Raw genomic sequence first — 17,069 nt, 5'->3', positions numbered from 1 at the left:
CCTTCGGGTCGAAAGACTGTGTTTTGTCACAACTACACAAAAGTAGGGTCTTGTATGCCGTCATCAGGAGTTCGACTCTTTCGTTGTTTTTGTACGTGCATGCAGCAGGTTCATCAATCGAGCATGCCACAGCCATTTACTTTTGGACAGTTGGATAATCGTTGGAGCCCTGCTATTTTGAGGCTATAAGATAACAATGAGAATTGCCATGAGTAGCCGGACAGATCATTGGAGACGCGAATTACAGGTAGGCGCCGTTGTTCGCCGGTCACCTGGAGTGACTCGTTGGGTACGGGATATCTGGAAACCGGTGGCTGTGATACCGGGGGCGCCGGAAGCCTTCTGGAAAGAAATGGTTCGCGAGGGAGAGGTGATCGACTATCACGCGGGCACGGTCACGATGGAGTTGTTCCGCGCGGATGTCGAGGGCTACCTGGTATCCCTGAATATGGCGGCGCCTTCGGTCTGGGTCATCATGGACAGAGATGTCACGAGCCAGTCACCATCCGGGTGGGTGGTCAGCACCGTTACCGCCAGCGCCCATGAGGCACTGGATGCGCTCGATAGCGGTGAAAGTCTTGTTGAGGCGGTTCCCATTCCAGAATCCCTTGCGGCCTGGATCAAGGAGTTTATCGACATGCACTATATAGAAGAGCCGTTCAAGAAACGCCGTCGAGACGAGATCCGTGTTGATGGCACCGAAGACGCGAAAGGCGATCCGCGCATCCGCCAGGACAGTGATGTCTACCGCGCTCCCGCCAACATCAAAAAACCGAGGCTTCAGTGATGGCCGAGTCACGTCTACAGCGTTGGGCGCGTCAAAAGGCAGAAGCTGCCAGGAAACAGGAGTCCCCGACTCCTCCGGCTGTTGAATCCGAGTCATCGCCAGAAGCGCAGGAACTCGCGGTCAATGAGACCTTGCCGGAGCATGAAGTGCTTGAGAAGTACGGGTTGCCCGATCCGGATACCATTGAGCTGGGCACCGACATCACCGGGTTCATGCGAAAAGAGATTCCCGACCTCCTGCGACGCAAGGCTCTCCGGGCGCTATGGAAATCCAACCCTGTGCTTGCGGTGCTGGATGGCCTTAATGACTACGATGAGGATTTCACGGACGCCGGCACCACGGTAAAAGGCGCAAAGACTCTTTACAAGGTCGGGCAGGGTTTCCTTGACAGAGCCAAAAAGGCCGAAGGGCAGATTGAGGGCCAGACCGAAGAACCTGGCAACATTGTGGAGCATGTCAGGCCTCCGGAGGTCGCCGAACCCCCCCGATCAGGCGCTTCCCTTGCAGCGGGTGATGCATCGGATCAATCGGAGCTTTCTGTAACACGACAGGTAACACGCCATGTGGAAAGCGAACTGAATCAATCGGATGAGGACCAAACACCCCGCTTCCGACCCCGGATGCGTTTTGACGATTAGCCGAATGCGTTTTGGCTATTATCGGCGGATAGCAAAGTTTCTCCACTATTTCTGTGTGTGTACTAGAATGGTAGGCAAGACTGTAAATAATAATTAAAGGAATACGATTTGAATACCACTGCGGAAATTCAGTGCCCGCGTTCGGTCACCGAAGAAGATCGCGCCCGGGCCCAGATCTATCAGCTTCTGGGCGTCCTGCTTTCCGGCCCGCCGTCGAGCGAACTGTTGAAAGGCCTGGCATCTTTGCAGGGTGACGACACCCCTCTGGGCGCGGCCTCCAAAAACCTGGCAGTGCTAGCGGAACGCACCAATCCCCATGAGGCCGAGCGCGAGTACAACAACTTGTTTGTTGGCCTCGGTCGTGGCGAGCTGCTGCCGTACACCAGCTATTACCTCACCGGTTTTTTGAACGAGAAGCCACTTGCGGAGCTGCGCAACGATCTTATGGCCAGGGGCATAAAGGCCCGCAGCGATGTCAAAGAACCGGAGGACCACATCGGCACCCTGTGTGAAATCATGGCTGGCATCATTACCGGGGAATTTCCCTGTAGCAATGACCTGTCGTCGCAAAAAGCCTTTTTTGATGCGCATCTGGCAAAGTGGGCGGCATTGTTTTTTACCGATTTGGAAGAAGCGCAAAGCGCCATCTTCTATGGCCCGGTGGGCTCGCTGGGGCGGGCTTTCATGGCTGTAGAGGCAGATGCCTTTGCAATTCAGTAACCGGGATCTGAATGATTCCTTAACCCATGGGGAGGTGTCCTATGGACAACCCGAAGCGTGAAAACAGCCGTCGCCGTTTCTTGCAAATGGCAGTAGCGGCAGCTCCGGCTGCTGTTGCAATGGCGGTTGCACCGAACGCCGCAGCCGAGGTCGTCACACAAAACGTACCGAAAAGCCGCGGCCTGCGTGACACTGAACACACACGTAAGTATTTCGAGTCGGCTCGCTTTTGAGGGAAGCGTGAATCATTCAAGGTTGCGTGATGCTCTTGGGTGACCACACCTCCGGAAAAAACGAGAATAATAACGAGAGAGGTAAGAGACATGTTAAGGAAGAAGACCAACGGGGTAGCGAAAGGCCCCCGTGCAGGCTCTTTGCTTTCATCTCTCGCTGCGAAAACCATGGATCGCCGTCAATTTTTGACGGCTTCCGGTGTTGCAGTGGGTGGCATGGCGGCTTTATCGCTGACATCGGGGCGGGTCGAAGCTGCGGTCCCGTCAACTGGTGGCGGCGAAGTCGTCCGCAAAAAATCGGTATGTACGCATTGCTCGGTAGGCTGTACCGTCGAAGCCGAAGTTCAGAATGGCGTATGGATTGGCCAGGAGCCGGGCTGGGACAGCCCTTTCAATTTGGGTGCTCACTGCGCCAAGGGTGCTTCAGTGCGCGAGCATGCCCACGGCGAACGTCGTCTCAAGTCGCCCATGAAAATGGTCAACGGCCAGTGGCAGAAGATTCCCTGGGATCAGGCCATCAACGAAATTGGCGACAAGATGCTCCAGATCCGCGAGGAAAGCGGACCTGATTCAGTCTATTGGCTGGGCAGTGCCAAGTTCAACAATGAGCAGGCTTATCTTTTCCGCAAGTTCGCGGCGTACTGGGGTACCAATAACGTCGATCACCAGGCCCGGATCTGCCACTCGACAACAGTCGCCGGCGTAGCCAACACCTGGGGCTACGGTGCGATGACCAACTCCTACAACGACATCCACAAGTCCAGGGCGATCTTCCTGATCGGAGGCAACCCCGCCGAAGCGCACCCGGTGTCGCTCCTGCATATTCTGAAAGCCAAAGAAGAAAACAACGCACCACTGATCGTCTGTGATCCGCGTTTCACGCGCACCGCAGCCCACGCCGATGAGTTCGTTCGTTTCCGCCCGGGCACAGACGTTGCGCTGGTGTGGGGCCTTCTCTGGCACATCTTCGAGAACAAATGGGAAGACAGGGAATTTATCCGCACCCGTGTGTGGGGTATGGATGAAATCCGTAAAGAAGTAAAACGCTGGAATCCGGAAGAGGTCGAGCGCGTAACCGGTACGCCGGGCGCTCAGCTTGAGCGTGTTGCCCGCACCCTGGCGAATAACCGCCCTGGTACGGTGATCTGGTGTATGGGTGGTACCCAGCACAGCAACGGCAACAACAACACGCGCGCCTACTGCATTCTGCAACTGGCACTGGGCAACATGGGCGTTTCTGGCGGCGGCACCAACATTTTCCGTGGTCACGATAACGTTCAGGGCGCCACCGATGTTGGTGTACTGGCCGACACCCTGCCTGGCTATTACGGCCTGAGCGCTGGTGCCTGGGCCCACTGGATGCGAGTCTGGGAGGAAGATCCGGAATGGATGAAGGGCCGGTTTGCCGTGTGGGACAAAAACGGCAAATCCAGAGCCATGATGAACGAGAAGGGCATCCCGGTGTCGCGCTGGATCGACGGTGTTCTGGAAGCCAAGGAAAACCTCGAGCAGCCGGACAACACCCGGGCCATGGTGCTCTGGGGCCACGCGCCAAACTCCCAGACCCGTATGCTTGAAATGAAGGAGGCTATGGAAAAACTGGATCTGTTGGTTGTAGTGGATCCGTTCCCGACCGTTTCAGCCGTGCTGCACGATCGCAAAGACGGCGCCTACCTGCTGCCAACGACCACCCAGTTCGAGACCCGTGGCTCGGTAACCGCATCCAACCGGTCGCTCCAGTGGCGTGAAAAGGTGGTTGAACCACTGTTTGATTCGAAGGTTGATCACGAAATCATGAAACTGTTTGCGGACAAGTTCGGGTTCACCGATCGCATGTTCCGTAACATTGCCATTGAAGGTGACGAGCCGGTAATCGAGGACATCACCCGTGAATTCAACCGTGGCATGTGGACCATCGGCTACACGGGGCAATCGCCTGAGCGTCTCAAGAAGCACATGAAGTATCAGCATCACTTCGACAGGACCACCCTTCGTGCAAATGGCGGGCCCTGCGATGGGGACATCTATGGTTTGCCCTGGCCTTGTTGGGGCACGGCAGAAATGAACCACCCGGGCACACCGAATCTTTACGATATGTCCCTGCCGGTGTCCAAGGGCGGTCTCACTTTCCGTGCCCGGTTTGGTGTCGAGCGCAACGGTGAAAACCTGCTGGCAGAAGGCGTTTACTCGAAAAACTCGGATATCAAGGACGGCTATCCCGAGTTCACCATGCAGATGTTGATGGATCTGGGCTGGGACGGTGACCTGACCGCCGAGGAACGCGCCAGCATTGAAGCCGTGGCCGGTCCCGAGACCAACTGGAAGACGGATCTTTCAGGGGGTATCCAGCGTGTCGCAATCAAGCACGAATGCGCACCTTTCGGAAATGCCAAAGCCCGTACCGTGGTCTGGAACTTCCCTGATCCGGTGCCGGTTCACCGCGAGCCGCTCTACACCAACCGCCGTGACCTGGTGGCTGATTATCCGACCTATGAAGACAAGACGTTTTGGCGCGTTCCGACCTTGTACGAGTCCATTCAGAAGAAGGATTTCAGCAAGGACTTCCCCATTATTCTGACCTCCGGTCGTCTGGTGGAGTACGAGGGTGGCGGCGACGAGACGCGCTCTAATCCCTGGCTGGCCGAATTGCAGCAGGACATGTTCATTGAGGTGAATCCGCGTGATGCGAATAACCTGAACATTCGGGACGGCAAGGACGTCTGGGTAACCGGACCGGAAGGCGGTCGTATCAAGGTCAAGGCAATGGTGACCGAACGTGTCGGCGAAGGCGTAGCTTTCATGCCGTTTCACTTCGGCGGACACCTGGAGGGTAAATCCCTGAGGGATAAGTATCCCAAAGGCTCTGATCCTTACGTTCTGGGTGAATCTACAAACGTTGTTCAAACATACGGGTATGACTCGGTCACGCAGATGCAAGAGACCAAAGCCACCCTGTGTTCGATCATGCCGGCATAACAAGAGGTGTAGACCATGGCACTTGAAGGACAAGCACGCGCAAAATTCCTTTGCGATGCCGAACGCTGCATCGAATGCAATGCTTGCGTGACGGCCTGTAAGAATGAGAACGAAGTCCCCTGGGGTATTAACCGTCGCCGTGTGGTGACCATCGAAGATGGTAAACCGGGCGAGCGGTCGATCTCGGTAGCCTGCATGCACTGCTCAGACGCGCCTTGTATGGCCGTCTGCCCGGTCGACTGCTTCTACCAGACCAAAGACGGAATCGTTCTGCACTCCAAGGACCTGTGTATCGGTTGTGGGTACTGCTTCTACGCTTGCCCGTTCGGTGCGCCGCAATTCCCGCAAGCGGGCAATTTTGGCAGCCGGGGCAAGATGGACAAATGCACCTTCTGTGCAGGTGGCCCTGAAGAAGATAACTCGGCAGCCGAGTTCGCCAAGTACGGAAGCAACCGTATTGCCGAGGGTAAACTTCCCCTCTGCGCGGAAATGTGCTCGACCAAAGCCTTGCTGGCTGGTGACGGCAACGAGGTGGCGGACATCTATCGCCAGCGTGTGGTGAGCCGTGGTTTCGGTTCCGGCGCCTGGGGGTGGGGCACAGCTTATGAGAAGAAGGGTGCTTAAAAAGGGTGCATAAACTGACCTGAGTGTTCAGGGCCCCTCGGGGCCCTGTACCGCCTTGAGGCAACGAACTTCTTCTTGTGGATTCCGCTGGAGTGCTCTGATGAATAAAAAATTATTGGGCGCCGCCTTTCTGGTACTGGTGACGCTCTCGCTCAATCATGCCTGGGCACAAGAGAGCCCGGGGGTTGACCGCTCGGCTACCGGGGGCGCTCAAACCCTGGAAGACATTATGGCTCGTCAGCAGAAGCTGAAGGTTGACGACGCGTTCCGGTCTGAAAATCTGGGTGATCCGGCCAATGCGGCGCCGATCACCGATCACCTGGGTACGCGCGGCGGAGTCTCTCTCTCCGACACCTACCGCTCCATTCGCTATAACGAGTTTGATGCCAACACCCAGGCTCGCGGGCCTGCGGCCGACGTTCTGATCCAGGATGGAGGCATGAGCTGGTATAAGCTGCGCGAGGGGCCGATCATCACCTATGGCGGTGGTGCGCTTTTGGGTTTCATCGCCCTGCTGGTGGTGTTTTACCTTATTCGCGGCAAAATCATGATCGATGGCGGCCCTTCAGGCACCACGATTCAGCGATTCAAAGCCATCGAACGATTTGGCCACTGGCTGTTGGCCGGCTCGTTTATTGCGCTGGGTATAACCGGACTTATTACCCTGATGGGGCGAAGTTTCCTGATCCCCGTGATGGGGCCCGATGCCTTTGCAACTCTGGCAGCCGGCTCCAAGTGGGTTCACAACAACATTTCCTGGTCTTTTATGCTCGGCCTGGTGATGACGTTTTTTATGTGGGTAGCACACAACATTCCTGACAAACTGGATTGGCAGTGGCTCAAGGCAGGGGGCGGTATTTTTACCAATTCCCATCCTTCCGCAAAGAAATTCAATGCCGGCCAGAAGATCGTTTTCTGGACCGTTATGGTGTTGGGTTTCTCGGTCTCTCTGTCCGGTTTGTCGCTGCTGTTCCCGTTTCAAATGCCCATGTTTGCCGAGACATTCAGCGTCATAAACAGTGTTTTTGGAACCGAACTGGCTACGGCTCTGACACCCCATGAAGAGATGCAGTATGCCAACATCTGGCACTCGATTGTGGCGTTTGTCATGATGCTTGCCATTATTGCCCACATTTATATTGGTACCGTTGGTATGGAAGGCGCGTTTGATGCCATGGGTAGCGGCCAGGTTGATGTGGAATGGGCGCGCCAGCACCACGATCTGTGGGTTGCCGAGGTGGAGGCCAGGCAAGGCAAAGGAGACGTTTCGTGAAAGTTATGATTTCTGCATTTGTCGCTGCCCTGCTGATTGCCACCGCCGCCCCGGTGATTCTGGGTCAGTTCGGATGGTCATCAGCCGAACAAGGCAGCAGCGCAACGAGCGTGCGCCTTGACTGAGCACTCAGAAGCACATCAAATCGATGCGATCGGTTTGGTGTGCCCCCTCCCGGTTTTGCGGTTTAAAAAGCGCATTCAGGGTCTGCCCGGCGGGGCACAGGTTGAATTCCTGGCGGATGATCCCACGGCCCGTAAGGATTTGCAGGCGCTGTGTGAAATAGCCGGGCACAGGATTGAATGGGTCCGGGAAGAAGGCGAGGGCGTTATGCGCTACGGTATCCGCCTGGCCTAAACGTGGCGTTTGGGGCTACTTGCCCCAGGCCTCGCCCCGGGCAACATCTGAAGCCTTCTGCTCTACCCAATGCTCCCCGGCCTCAGAGAGCTCTTTCTTCCAGAAGGGCGCGGACGTCTTCAAAGCGTCCATAATAAATTCGCAAGCTGCAAATGCATCTCCACGATGGGCGCTGCACACACCCACGAATACGATTTGCTCCTGCAATTGTAATCGGCCAATCCGATGAATCACCCGCGCTTTACGCACATCCCAGCGCTGCGACGCCTCCTCGATCAACCCGGCAATCACCTGCTCTGTCATGCCCGGATAATGCTCGAGAAACAGGCCCGACACATCCTGCTTATCGCCGCTATCGCGAACCAGGCCTGTGAATGTGGCAATAGCGCCGGTACCGGCACCGCTGTCCCGCAGAGCGGCATACTCGGCAGCGCAATCAAAATCTTCAGTCTGAATGCTGATCATCCTAGCCTCCTGTTACCGGGGGGAAAAATGCCACTTCATCCCCTGCCTTCACTGGTGCCCCGGGCTTTGCCATAGCCTGATTGATCGCAATCATCACCGGCTGGTTGCCTTGCAGTTGTGCCCAGGGGCCGCCGCGGCTGGCCAGCGCTGCAAGCAGGTCGCCAGCGGTCTGATCCTTGTCTGCCGGCAGTGTGAGTTCTTCCGTGCCCAGCTCTTCCCGGAGGCGGGCAAAAAAACGAACAGTCAGGGTCTGGTCAGTCATGTCAGCTCAACAGTTCAGTGAATGGGTAATAAGTCAGCAGATCTCCCTCTGCAATCATCGCGTTTTCCGGAACCACAGCAAGTCCGTCGGACCAGCAGGCAGAACTCAATACGCCAGAGCTCTGGTTTGTATAAGCGGTCACCTGAATTTTGCCGTCAACCGATTCCGTGCGTGCACGCAGGAATTCCCTGCGTGTCGAAGGTGACGTAACATTAAGAGCGGCAGGCACTTGCTGGCCCACAGGATGAATACGCAGTCGCCCCTGGCGAGTACGGATGTAAGGCATCACCACAACCATAAAGGTCACCAATACGGAAGCCGGATTGCCTGGCAGGCCGAATACCGGTGTACCCTTGATTGCGCCAAAAGCCAGCGGTTTGCCGGGTTTGATTGCCATGCGCCACAGCGACAGCTGGCCGGACTCTTCCAGCACGGCTCGTACGTGGTCTTCTTCACCCACAGAAACACCGCCGCTGGTGATAACAAGATCTGCCACCTCAGCTGCGCGTTCAAAGGTTTCCCGGGTGGCAGATCGCGTATCCTTCAGAGTCTCACACAGCACTGCCTCGCAGCCTGCCTCTGCCAGCAGACCCAGCAGGGTGAACCGGTTGGAGTTGTAGATCTGGCCTGGCCCCAGCGGAACGCCAGGCTCCACCAGCTCGTCACCCGTTGACAGAATGGCCACCCTCAGTTTTTTCACCACAGCAACTTCGGATACACCAATAGACGCCAGAAGGCCCATTTCCTGGGGCCGTATTTTTGTGCCCTTTGGCAGGGCCAGGCTGCCTTCAGCAAGATCCTGGCCGCGCCTGCGTATGTTCTGGCCAGCCTTTACTTCGCCGTTGATGAGGATGCCGTTATCTGTAACCTCCACGCGCTCCTGCATGATAACCGTGTCAGCACCGGCCGGAATCTCGGAACCGGTGAAGATGCGCACAGCTGTGCCCGATTGCAGCGGGCTCGGCGCAGAGCCAGCCGGGATTCGGTCAGATATCGAAAGCGCTTGGCCTTGCACATAATCTTCAGCCCGCAGGGCGTAGCCATCTACCGCACTGTTATCCGCCGGCGGTACATCCGCCGGCACCTGATAATCCCGTGCCAGTATCCGGCCCAGGCTTTCTGTAAGGGGTAAAGGCTCGGTTTCTGTAATCACCGGCGCTTTGCTCAAAAGGTGAGCGATAGCCTCATCAACCGGCGTCAGATTGGCTGCCATGGTTTACTCTCCCTATTCAGAATTAGCGTGTGGCGCGTTTGCCAATAACCTGCTGAAGGCGCTCCATAGCCCGCTCCGGCTTGCGGCCGACCAGGCCTGAAAAGTTGCAGGGGCCGTGACGACTGTCTAGCTGGCTGCTCAGAATACCATTCCAGCCGGTGCGGCAGGCCCCGGTGGAACCCGGCAGGCAGAAAATAGCCGTATGATTGGCAAGGCCGCCAAAAGCTCTGGACTGAATCGTGGAGGAGCCGATTTCAGATGCCGAAAGACGCCGGAATTCCTCGCCAAATCCTTCGATACGTTTATCCAGCAGCGGGGCAACCGCTTCCGGGGTACTGTCGCGCTCGTAAAAGCCGGTGCCGCCGGTAATGAGCACCACATGAACGTCCGGATCCGCGATCCAGTACGACATGGCCGCCCGCACCAGATAAATGTCATCTGGCAGTATGCGCCTTGAAATCAGTTTGTGCCCGGCTTCAACAACACTGTCTTCAAGAAACTGACCGGAAGAATCTTCATCAAACCCGCGGGTATCGGAGACCGTAAGAATCGCGACGTTGAGGGGTTTGAGTTTGCTGGTGAGTTCACTGCTCATGGGAATCCGCTCCGAAAATCACAGGAAAAATTTTGGCTACCAGTATCCCTTTCAGTGGCAGGGAATGGAAGGGAGTAACCCATCAGGGGGAGCCTGAACACCCGTGTGAACGCTGTTGAGTTCAAAATTTGACGTTAATTTGGTCTCCGGGCTTGACATAGGCCGGCAAGGTAGCAGATTATCAGTCCTGCCCTGCAAACGGGTGTGCCCACTCTACTGGCTTCAGTTATTTATTCCGGATTTTATCCGCACCGGTTGCTCCATCTGGCCAGCATCTGTTTTGACAACGATTTGAAAAAAGGTTCAGGGACTACCCTGTCACTCCAATATCCGTTTACTTCCATTCCTGAAAATCTAATAACTTATGAATCTTACTGAACTCAAGCAGAATTCCATGCCCGAATTGCTCGAAATCGCGCAAGAGATGGGCCTCGATAACCTTGCACGCTCGCGCAAACAGGATGTCATCTTCACCATTCTGAAGAAGCATGCAAAAAGTGGCGAAGACATCTACGGCGATGGTGTATTGGAGATTCTGCAGGATGGTTTCGGCTTCCTCCGCTCTGCCGACGCTTCCTACCTGGCCGGCCCGGACGATATTTACGTCTCCCCCAGCCAGATCCGCCGCTTCAACCTGCGCACCGGCGATACCGTTGCCGGCAAAATCCGCCCACCCAAAGACGGGGAGCGCTATTTTGCCTTGCTGAAAGTTTCCGAGATCAACTTCGACAAGCCGGACAACGCCCGTAACAAAATCCTGTTTGAAAACCTGACACCACTGTTCCCGGATGAGCGCCTGCAGCTGGAAGCCGGCAATGGCAGTACCGAAGACCTGTCTTCCCGGGTGCTGGACCTGGTTGCACCTATCGGCAAGGGCCAGCGCGGCCTGATTGTATCGCCACCCAAGGCTGGTAAAACCCTGTTGATGCAGAGCATTGCCCAGTCGATCACCCGCAACAACCCTGAATGCTACGTAATGGTGTTGCTGATCGACGAGCGCCCGGAAGAAGTCACGGAAATGCAGCGCACCGTGCGCGGCGAAGTGATTGCCTCCACCTTTGATGAGCCACCTGCGCGCCACGTGCAGGTTGCGGAAATGGTCATCGAAAAAGCCAAGCGCCTGGTTGAGCACAAAAAAGATGTGGTTATACTGCTGGATTCCATCACCCGCCTGGCCCGGGCCTATAACACGGTGATTCCGTCATCCGGCAAGGTACTGACCGGTGGTGTGGACGCCCACGCACTGGAAAAACCCAAGCGTTTCTTCGGCGCGGCCCGTAATGTGGAAGAGGGCGGCAGCCTGACAATCCTTGCAACGGCCCTGGTGAACACGGGTTCCAAAATGGATGAAGTGATCTACGAGGAGTTCAAGGGCACAGGTAACATGGAAATTCACCTGGACCGCAAGATTGCCGAGAAGCGTGTTTATCCGGCCATCAACATCCGCAGCTCCGGCACACGCCGTGAAGATCTGCTGATGAGCGAGGCGGATATCCAGCGTATATGGATTCTGCGCAAGCTGCTGCACTCCATGGACGACGACACCGCCGCCATCGAGTTCCTGCTGGACAAGCTCAAAGACACCAAGACCAACGACGAGTTCTTCCAGTCGATGAAGCGCCGGTAATTGCCGGCGCTCTGGTTTTGCGCCTCGGGGGTTGTGGGGCTGGCAGTACCGGGGACACCCTCCCCGGACACGCCGTGAATACGTCCATGTAGGCTTGGTCTTGCCATCCCTGGCAAGACACAGTCCGGGGAGGGTGCCCCCGGTACTGCCGATCAAATTTGGTGCGCGCACTTATACTGATTTCAGTTTAGCTTTGTTGGTTTTGGCTTTGAGTTAACTGGTGATCAGATGAACAGGGTGGGGGACGCCTTGCCCAGACCGTGCATTGCCAGGGATGGCAATGCCGAGCCCCCAGGGATGGGTTTACGGCGTGTCTGGGCAAGGCGTCCCCCATCCTGTTCTTGCACTCAATTCAGAACCAATCTATTCGAACCCACGTACATTGCCGGAACTGACCGGAGCCAACGATGAAATACAACGATCTGCGGGACTTCATTGACCAGTTGGAAAAGCTGGGCGAGCTGAAACGCATCTCAGTGGAAGTAGACCCCCATCTGGAAATGACCGAAATCTGCGACCGCACACTGCGGGCAGGCGGCCCTGCGTTGTTGTTTGAAAACCCCAAAGGCTACGACATGCCCGTGCTTGCCAACCTCTTTGGCACAACCCGAAGAGTTGCGCTGGGCATGGGGCATGAGGACGTAACCGCACTCCGGGACATTGGCAAGCTGCTGGCGTTTCTCAAGGAACCGGATCCTCCCAAGGGTTTCAGGGACGCCATCGAAAAACTGCCGCTGTTCCGGCAAGTGATGCGCATGAGCCCGAAAGTGCTCCGGTCGGCGCCGTGCCAGGAAGTGACCATCGAAAAAGACCAGGTCGATCTGTACCAGATACCCGTGCAGCACTGCTGGCCAGGGGATGCCGGGCCTTTGGTGACCTGGCCGCTGGTGATTACCCGCGGGCCCCATAAAGAAAGGCAGAATCTCGGGATATACCGGCAGCAGGTGATTGGCCGGAACCGGCTGATCATGCGCTGGTTAAGCCATCGCGGTGGGGCGCTGGATTTTCAGGAGTTCCAGAAACAGAACCCCGGTAAACCCTACCCGGTAGCCGTGGCTCTGGGCGCGGACCCGGCTACGATTCTGGGTGCCGTAACCCCCGTGCCTGATTCGCTTTCCGAGTACGCCTTTGCCGGCTTGCTGCGGGGCAGCCGTACCGAACTGGTGCAGTGTGCCCTCAGTGATCTGCAGGTGCCGGCCAGCGCCGAGATTGTTCTGGAGGGTTTTATTTACCCCGACGACAAAGCGCCGGAAGGCCCCTTTGGCGATCACACCGGTTACTACAACGAAGTGGACGAGTTCCCTGTGTTCACCGTTGAGCGCATTACCCACCGTAAAAATCCGATTTATCACAGCACCTATACCGGCAGGCCGCCGGATGAACCGGCCATACTGGGTGTTGCGCTGAACGAAGTGTTCATTCCCATTCTGCAGAAACAGTTCCCGGAAATTGTGGATTTCTACCTGCCTCCCGAAGGCTGTTCCTATCGCCTTGCAGTGGTGACCATGAAAAAGCAGTATCCCGGCCATGCCAAACGGGTAATGATGGGCGTATGGTCGTTTCTACGACAGTTCATGTATACCAAGTTTGTCATCGTGACCGACGACGACGTGAACGCCCGCAACTGGGAGGATGTAATCTGGGCCATTACCACCCGGATGGATCCCGCCCGTGACACCATGCTGGTGGAGAACACCCCCATAGACTATCTGGACTTTGCCTCACCGGTTTCCGGTCTGGGCTCCAAGATGGGGATGGACGCCACCAATAAATGGCCCGGCGAAACAGATCGGGAGTGGGGCGAGCCCATCGCCATGACCGATGCAGTAAAGCAGCGAGTGGACGAGCTCTGGGACAGCCTGGGCATTGAAACCCTGCCCGCCCGCCCCGAGTGATATGGACATCAAGCAGTGGCGTGTGCGCCTGAAACCATCAGGAATCTGCTACACCGCAGCAGCGGACTCGGATTTGCTGAGTGCTGCTGCCCGTGCCGGGGTTGCGGTTCCGTCCGCGTGCAGAAATGGCGTGTGCGAACTTTGTGAAGCCCGGCTTCTCAGGGGTTCCGCTTTGAACACCCGAAACCAACAAACGATACCGGTCGGTGCGCGGTTGATGATGTGCAGGACTGCAGCGCTCGATCATCTTGAACTGGAGAATGGCGCCGTTATGGCAGCAGGAAACAACCAGCCCCGAAAGTTTCAGGCGAACGTCGTGGACGTGCGCCGGATCAGCCACGATGTGTATCGGGTGGAGCTCCAGTTGCCACGGCGGCGGGAGCTGTCCTTTCACGCTGGCCAGTATCTGTCGGTGAATCTGCCGGATGCTGAGCCCTGTTATTTTTCCATCGCCAGCAGCCCGTCCGAGCAGAACATTGAACTGCACATTCAGGCATCGCCACAGTGGGTATCTGCGCAAAAGGTGATCAGTGCCTTAACCTCCGGGGAGGCCGTCAATCTTGAGCTGCCCCATGGTAAAGCCTGCCTTGCCAGCGCCCCGGAAAAGCCCTTGTTGCTGGTGGCGGCCGGCACCGGTTTCGCACAGATGAAAAGCCTGGTGGATTATTTGCGCGGAACAGACTACTCGCAGCCGGTAAAGCTGTTCTGGGGAGTGCGCCGCCATGAAGATATGTACCTGAGGTCCCTGGCCCGGCAATGGCAGCAGGACTGGCCGGAGTTTACATTTCAGCCGGTCATTGGCGACGATGAAGACAACGACTGGAGCGGGCACCACGACCAGCTGGTGCGCGCAGTGCTGGCCTCAGGCATGGACTGGAGCAACGTGGAAGTGCACGCCAGCGGCTCGCCAGCCATGGTTTATACGCTGATGGATGCCCTGATGGACGCCGGGCTGCCCCAGGACGCATTTTTTTCCGATGTGCTGGAGTATGCGCCCCGGAGCTGATGGCGCTGCCGCCGGTTCGGTTCGGGCCGTGACGGTTTTCGGCGTGTCAGGCCTTGGGCATGGGAAGCTCGGGCAATCCGTTATCCTTGGCAAGCCCCTGCATCATGAGCTTGATGCTCATTTCTTCTTCGCCCATGTGGGCGTTCAGGCGGCTCAGCTCTGCCAGCGCTTCCCGGCTGCGCTGTAACCTCAGGCTGGTTTCGAAATATTCCCGGGCTTTGCCCCACAGTTCATTGCGCAGGCTCAGGCGCCCCAGCGCCAGTAGCAGCTCAGCGTTATTAGGCCGGTCTTTCAGCCACTGTTCCGCTGTAAGCAGTTGTTCGTCCGGCTTGCGCCCTTCTACCCGGCCATAGAGATTGGCCAGACTATCGCTCCAGTGGTTTTGCAGAACCTTGCGAAGCAGGGTTTCTGTCTGGGCTTCGTCACCCAGATCAGCCAGCAGGCGCGCATAGTCCCCGATGGTTTTCTCATCCCGGCGCAGGAATCCCGGCAGCTCGTCCCATAGGCGGGTAAGCGGTTCCAGTGAGGCGTCAGGGTCTTCTTTTTGCCGGCGCCGGCAATCTTCCGCTGCCCGTTCAAGAAGGTTATGCCATACCAGGCGCTCCAGTTCCCCCAGGTCGGATTCCGGCAGAACACTGCGCTTGCGCAGCTCTGGCAGCAGCTTTGAAAGCTCGCGCCAGTCCTCAAGTCGAAGGTAGGTATTTTTCAGCAGTTTGAGAACAAAAGGATGGTGCGGAGATTCCTTGCGCAGGCGCACCAGCGTTGCCAGTGCCTGTTCCAGGCGGCCACCGGCAAGCTGCAACTGGGCCTGGGTTATACCCACCGCCATATCCGAGCCAGGTGTGCTTTCAAAAGCCTTGCGCAGTAATTCATCCACAGCCTCATGGTCGCCACACTCAAAAGCGGCCTGTGCTGCTGCCAGATAGTTGATCAGTGGGGTATCGGCGTGGCTGGCGGCCGATGTCAGCATTTTGCGGGCCCTGGGCCAGTTACCTTCCGCCAGTGCCAGCAGGCCTTTGGTTGTACGCCGCCGTGCCCGGCGCTCCTTGCCTCTGGAAATCCAGCCCGCCATCAGCCCGGTGCTCTGCCGCATGCGGCGTAACAGGCCGATGGCCAGTACGATCAGCGCAACCACAGCAACCAGCAGTGCCAGACCAACCCAGAAGTTGGTTTCGACCAGATAGTTGCCAAGACTGATGCGAATGTAGCCCAGGTCGTACTGTAGCCCAAGGGAAAGTGCAGTGCCGATGAGCAGGGCGAACAGAATGATCAGAAGCAGGCGAATCATGAATCATCGCCTCCCCGGGTTGCGGTTTCTCCGTTACCGTTGTTGAGCCTGCCCGCGAGACGCTGCTTGAGCAGGTCCAGTGACTTGCTGATATCCGGCAGATCCGGCGCAACGTTACGGGTGGCCAGCTCGGCAAGGGTCGTAGCAAGTGCGCTTACCCGGGGATTGCTGTTGTCGTACCAGTCGTTCACTGTGGCCTGTGCTTTGGCAAGGGCCCGCTCATACAGTGGCTGGTTGCCCCTGAGTACGGCCATTTCGGCCTCTTCGAGCATCAACTGCAGATTGAGCCGGGCGTAGGCGCTTTGATCCGGTGACAACAGGGGTTTGACGGATTCATCCAGGCGCCGAACCACAACCACCTGCATCAGTGTGGATTTGAACTTTTCCCAGGCCCGGGCCAGCATGCCTGGCTCGCCGCCTTCTTCCTGGCCCGGGTCGCCGCGTGCATCGCTGATAAATCCGGGTGCCTGCTCACTGATAAGGGCCTGGTCCGTGAGCTGGTGAACACTGTCAATGGCAGCTTCCAGGGTCAGATAGAGGCCCGTCCTGTCAACACCGGCAATGCCCTTGAGGGCGAGGATTTCCCGGGCAAGTTGCTGACGTACCGGATATACACCGATATCGTCGGATTCTGCCAGTACCTCGTCAGCGGCCTGTAGGGCAGACATGGCGCCGCCAATATCCTTCTCGATCAACAGCCGCTGGTTGGCAATGCGCAGCAGGTATTCAGCCTCTGCCAGTAACCAGTCCGTGCGGGTCCGGTTCCCGGCTTCCAGCAGTTCCCGGGCATTATGATCAATCTGCCGCTGCTGAGTGGCAATCAACTCACGCTGGGAGGAGATCTTGTCTTCCAGAGACTGCAGTCGCTGATTCTGCTCGCTACCCCTGTCGCCGTACAGGCTTTCCAGTTGAGCGGTATCCTGCTGCAGGTTTTTCAGGGTCTGCATCGTGGCCTGATGGCCGTTCCATTGCTGCCAGTTCCAGAGTGCCAGTGCGGCAACGCTGATCAGGGCGAGTATGGCGATAGTCCAGGCCGGCCAGACTTTCTGGCGGGCGGGCTGTTCCTTGGCGATCGGGGCGGGCAGTTGTTTTGTTGTTTCAGTCACGGGC

Annotated in this window: 18 protein-coding genes; 12 read left to right on the top strand and 6 right to left on the bottom strand. The window is 57.1% G+C overall.

Annotation, left to right across the window (positions count from 1 at the left end; genetic code table 11):
- The first annotated feature begins 196 nt into the window (after positions 1-196).
- From CDH48_RS03060 to CDH48_RS03025, 9 genes are all read left to right on the top strand, one after another.
- Positions 197-787: a DUF3305 domain-containing protein gene (locus CDH48_RS03060; RefSeq protein ID WP_264754751.1), complete on the top strand. Its 591-nt coding sequence runs from the start codon at positions 197-199 to the stop codon at positions 785-787.
- Positions 787-1,425: a DUF3306 domain-containing protein gene (locus CDH48_RS03055; protein ID WP_100687263.1), complete on the top strand. Its 639-nt coding sequence runs from the start codon at positions 787-789 to the stop codon at positions 1,423-1,425. Before CDH48_RS03060 ends, CDH48_RS03055 begins: the two co-directional genes overlap by 1 nt.
- Before the next feature lie 108 nt (positions 1,426-1,533).
- Positions 1,534-2,145 (top strand): TorD/DmsD family molecular chaperone, encoded by a 612-nt coding sequence (locus CDH48_RS03050; RefSeq protein WP_100687262.1) that lies wholly within the window; start codon positions 1,534-1,536, stop codon positions 2,143-2,145.
- A gap of 41 nt (positions 2,146-2,186) precedes the next feature.
- Complete coding sequence (locus CDH48_RS03045) at positions 2,187-2,378, top strand: twin-arginine translocation signal domain-containing protein (protein ID WP_100687261.1); 192 nt, start codon at positions 2,187-2,189, stop codon at positions 2,376-2,378.
- Positions 2,379-2,468: 90 nt separating this feature from the next.
- A complete protein-coding gene (locus CDH48_RS03040) occupies positions 2,469-5,354 on the top strand; it encodes a molybdopterin-dependent oxidoreductase (RefSeq protein ID WP_100687260.1) in 2,886 nt (961 codons plus the stop codon).
- Between the two features lie 15 nt (positions 5,355-5,369).
- Complete coding sequence (gene fdh3B / locus CDH48_RS03035; RefSeq protein ID WP_100687259.1) at positions 5,370-5,978, top strand: formate dehydrogenase FDH3 subunit beta; 609 nt, start codon at positions 5,370-5,372, stop codon at positions 5,976-5,978.
- A gap of 100 nt (positions 5,979-6,078) precedes the next feature.
- The gene (locus CDH48_RS03030; RefSeq protein WP_100687258.1) at positions 6,079-7,251 is read left to right on the top strand and encodes a formate dehydrogenase subunit gamma; all 1,173 of its coding nucleotides are present in this window, start codon (positions 6,079-6,081) and stop codon (positions 7,249-7,251) included.
- Complete coding sequence (locus CDH48_RS19550; RefSeq protein ID WP_264754759.1) at positions 7,248-7,376, top strand: hypothetical protein; 129 nt, start codon at positions 7,248-7,250, stop codon at positions 7,374-7,376. Before CDH48_RS03030 ends, CDH48_RS19550 begins: the two co-directional genes overlap by 4 nt.
- Entirely contained in the window at positions 7,369-7,608 is a 240-nt protein-coding gene (locus CDH48_RS03025) for a sulfurtransferase TusA family protein (RefSeq protein WP_100687257.1), read from the top strand. The genes CDH48_RS19550 and CDH48_RS03025 overlap by 8 nt, the downstream gene beginning before the upstream one ends.
- A 15-nt stretch (positions 7,609-7,623) precedes the next feature.
- Here the strand turns inward: CDH48_RS03025 and CDH48_RS03020 are convergent, their stop codons facing one another.
- The 4 genes from CDH48_RS03020 to moaB are packed head-to-tail and all read right to left on the bottom strand — an operon-like array spanning position 7,624 to position 10,143.
- Positions 7,624-8,073 carry a molybdenum cofactor biosynthesis protein MoaE gene (locus tag CDH48_RS03020; protein ID WP_100687256.1) on the bottom strand — a complete coding sequence of 150 codons (450 nt, stop codon included), beginning with the start codon at positions 8,071-8,073 and terminating at the stop codon, positions 7,624-7,626.
- A 1-nt stretch (position 8,074) separates the two neighbouring features.
- Complete coding sequence (moaD, locus tag CDH48_RS03015) at positions 8,075-8,335, bottom strand: molybdopterin converting factor subunit 1 (RefSeq protein WP_100687255.1); 261 nt, start codon at positions 8,333-8,335, stop codon at positions 8,075-8,077.
- A 1-nt stretch (position 8,336) separates the two neighbouring features.
- Positions 8,337-9,548, bottom strand: a complete 1,212-nt coding sequence (locus CDH48_RS03010) for a molybdopterin molybdotransferase MoeA (RefSeq protein WP_100687254.1) — start codon at positions 9,546-9,548, stop codon at positions 8,337-8,339.
- A 22-nt stretch (positions 9,549-9,570) separates the two neighbouring features.
- Complete coding sequence (gene moaB / locus CDH48_RS03005; RefSeq protein ID WP_100687253.1) at positions 9,571-10,143, bottom strand: molybdenum cofactor biosynthesis protein B; 573 nt, start codon at positions 10,141-10,143, stop codon at positions 9,571-9,573.
- A 364-nt stretch (positions 10,144-10,507) separates the two neighbouring features.
- Between moaB and rho the strand changes: the two genes are divergently transcribed.
- From rho to CDH48_RS02990, 3 genes are all read left to right on the top strand, one after another.
- Complete coding sequence (rho, locus tag CDH48_RS03000; RefSeq protein ID WP_100687252.1) at positions 10,508-11,770, top strand: transcription termination factor Rho; 1,263 nt, start codon at positions 10,508-10,510, stop codon at positions 11,768-11,770.
- Positions 11,771-12,177: 407 nt separating this feature from the next.
- Positions 12,178-13,665 carry a 4-hydroxy-3-polyprenylbenzoate decarboxylase gene (ubiD, locus tag CDH48_RS02995; RefSeq protein ID WP_100687251.1) on the top strand — a complete coding sequence of 496 codons (1,488 nt, stop codon included), beginning with the start codon at positions 12,178-12,180 and terminating at the stop codon, positions 13,663-13,665.
- A 1-nt stretch (position 13,666) separates the two neighbouring features.
- Positions 13,667-14,671 carry a 2Fe-2S iron-sulfur cluster-binding protein gene (locus CDH48_RS02990; RefSeq protein ID WP_100687250.1) on the top strand — a complete coding sequence of 335 codons (1,005 nt, stop codon included), beginning with the start codon at positions 13,667-13,669 and terminating at the stop codon, positions 14,669-14,671.
- Positions 14,672-14,717: 46 nt separating this feature from the next.
- On the opposite strand, the gene CDH48_RS02985 is transcribed toward CDH48_RS02990, so the two are convergent.
- Together CDH48_RS02985 and CDH48_RS02980 are read right to left on the bottom strand one after the other, a co-directional pair.
- Complete coding sequence (locus CDH48_RS02985; protein ID WP_100687249.1) at positions 14,718-15,959, bottom strand: heme biosynthesis HemY N-terminal domain-containing protein; 1,242 nt, start codon at positions 15,957-15,959, stop codon at positions 14,718-14,720.
- Entirely contained in the window at positions 15,956-17,065 is a 1,110-nt protein-coding gene (locus CDH48_RS02980; protein WP_100687248.1) for a uroporphyrinogen-III C-methyltransferase, read from the bottom strand. Before CDH48_RS02980 ends, CDH48_RS02985 begins: the two co-directional genes overlap by 4 nt.
- Positions 17,066-17,069 lie beyond the last annotated feature (4 nt).

Source organism: Marinobacter aromaticivorans (assembly GCF_002806975.1).
Lineage (GTDB): Bacteria > Pseudomonadota > Gammaproteobacteria > Pseudomonadales > Oleiphilaceae > Marinobacter > Marinobacter aromaticivorans.
Note: the sequence above shows the minus strand (reverse complement) of the source record. Positions and strands in the feature narration are given on the sequence as shown.

Excerpts from the sequence above, each read along its gene's own strand:
- CDH48_RS03010 (WP_100687254.1), bottom strand. The coding sequence starts at position 9,548 with ATGGCAGCCAATCTGACGCCGGTTGATGAGGCTATCGCTCACCTTTTG.
- CDH48_RS02990 (WP_100687250.1), top strand. The coding sequence starts at position 13,667 with ATGGACATCAAGCAGTGGCGTGTGCGCCTGAAACCATCAGGAATCTGC.
- CDH48_RS03040 (WP_100687260.1), top strand. The coding sequence starts at position 2,469 with ATGTTAAGGAAGAAGACCAACGGGGTAGCGAAAGGCCCCCGTGCAGGC.
- CDH48_RS02985 (WP_100687249.1), bottom strand. The coding sequence starts at position 15,959 with ATGATTCGCCTGCTTCTGATCATTCTGTTCGCCCTGCTCATCGGCACT.
- moaD (WP_100687255.1), bottom strand. The coding sequence starts at position 8,335 with ATGACTGACCAGACCCTGACTGTTCGTTTTTTTGCCCGCCTCCGGGAA.
- CDH48_RS03030 (WP_100687258.1), top strand. The coding sequence starts at position 6,079 with ATGAATAAAAAATTATTGGGCGCCGCCTTTCTGGTACTGGTGACGCTC.
- rho (WP_100687252.1), top strand. The coding sequence starts at position 10,508 with ATGAATCTTACTGAACTCAAGCAGAATTCCATGCCCGAATTGCTCGAA.
- CDH48_RS03060 (WP_264754751.1), top strand. The coding sequence starts at position 197 with ATGAGAATTGCCATGAGTAGCCGGACAGATCATTGGAGACGCGAATTA.
- CDH48_RS03055 (WP_100687263.1), top strand. The coding sequence starts at position 787 with ATGGCCGAGTCACGTCTACAGCGTTGGGCGCGTCAAAAGGCAGAAGCT.
- CDH48_RS03020 (WP_100687256.1), bottom strand. The coding sequence starts at position 8,073 with ATGATCAGCATTCAGACTGAAGATTTTGATTGCGCTGCCGAGTATGCC.
- moaB (WP_100687253.1), bottom strand. The coding sequence starts at position 10,143 with ATGAGCAGTGAACTCACCAGCAAACTCAAACCCCTCAACGTCGCGATT.
- CDH48_RS03045 (WP_100687261.1), top strand. The coding sequence starts at position 2,187 with ATGGACAACCCGAAGCGTGAAAACAGCCGTCGCCGTTTCTTGCAAATG.
- ubiD (WP_100687251.1), top strand. The coding sequence starts at position 12,178 with ATGAAATACAACGATCTGCGGGACTTCATTGACCAGTTGGAAAAGCTG.
- fdh3B (WP_100687259.1), top strand. The coding sequence starts at position 5,370 with ATGGCACTTGAAGGACAAGCACGCGCAAAATTCCTTTGCGATGCCGAA.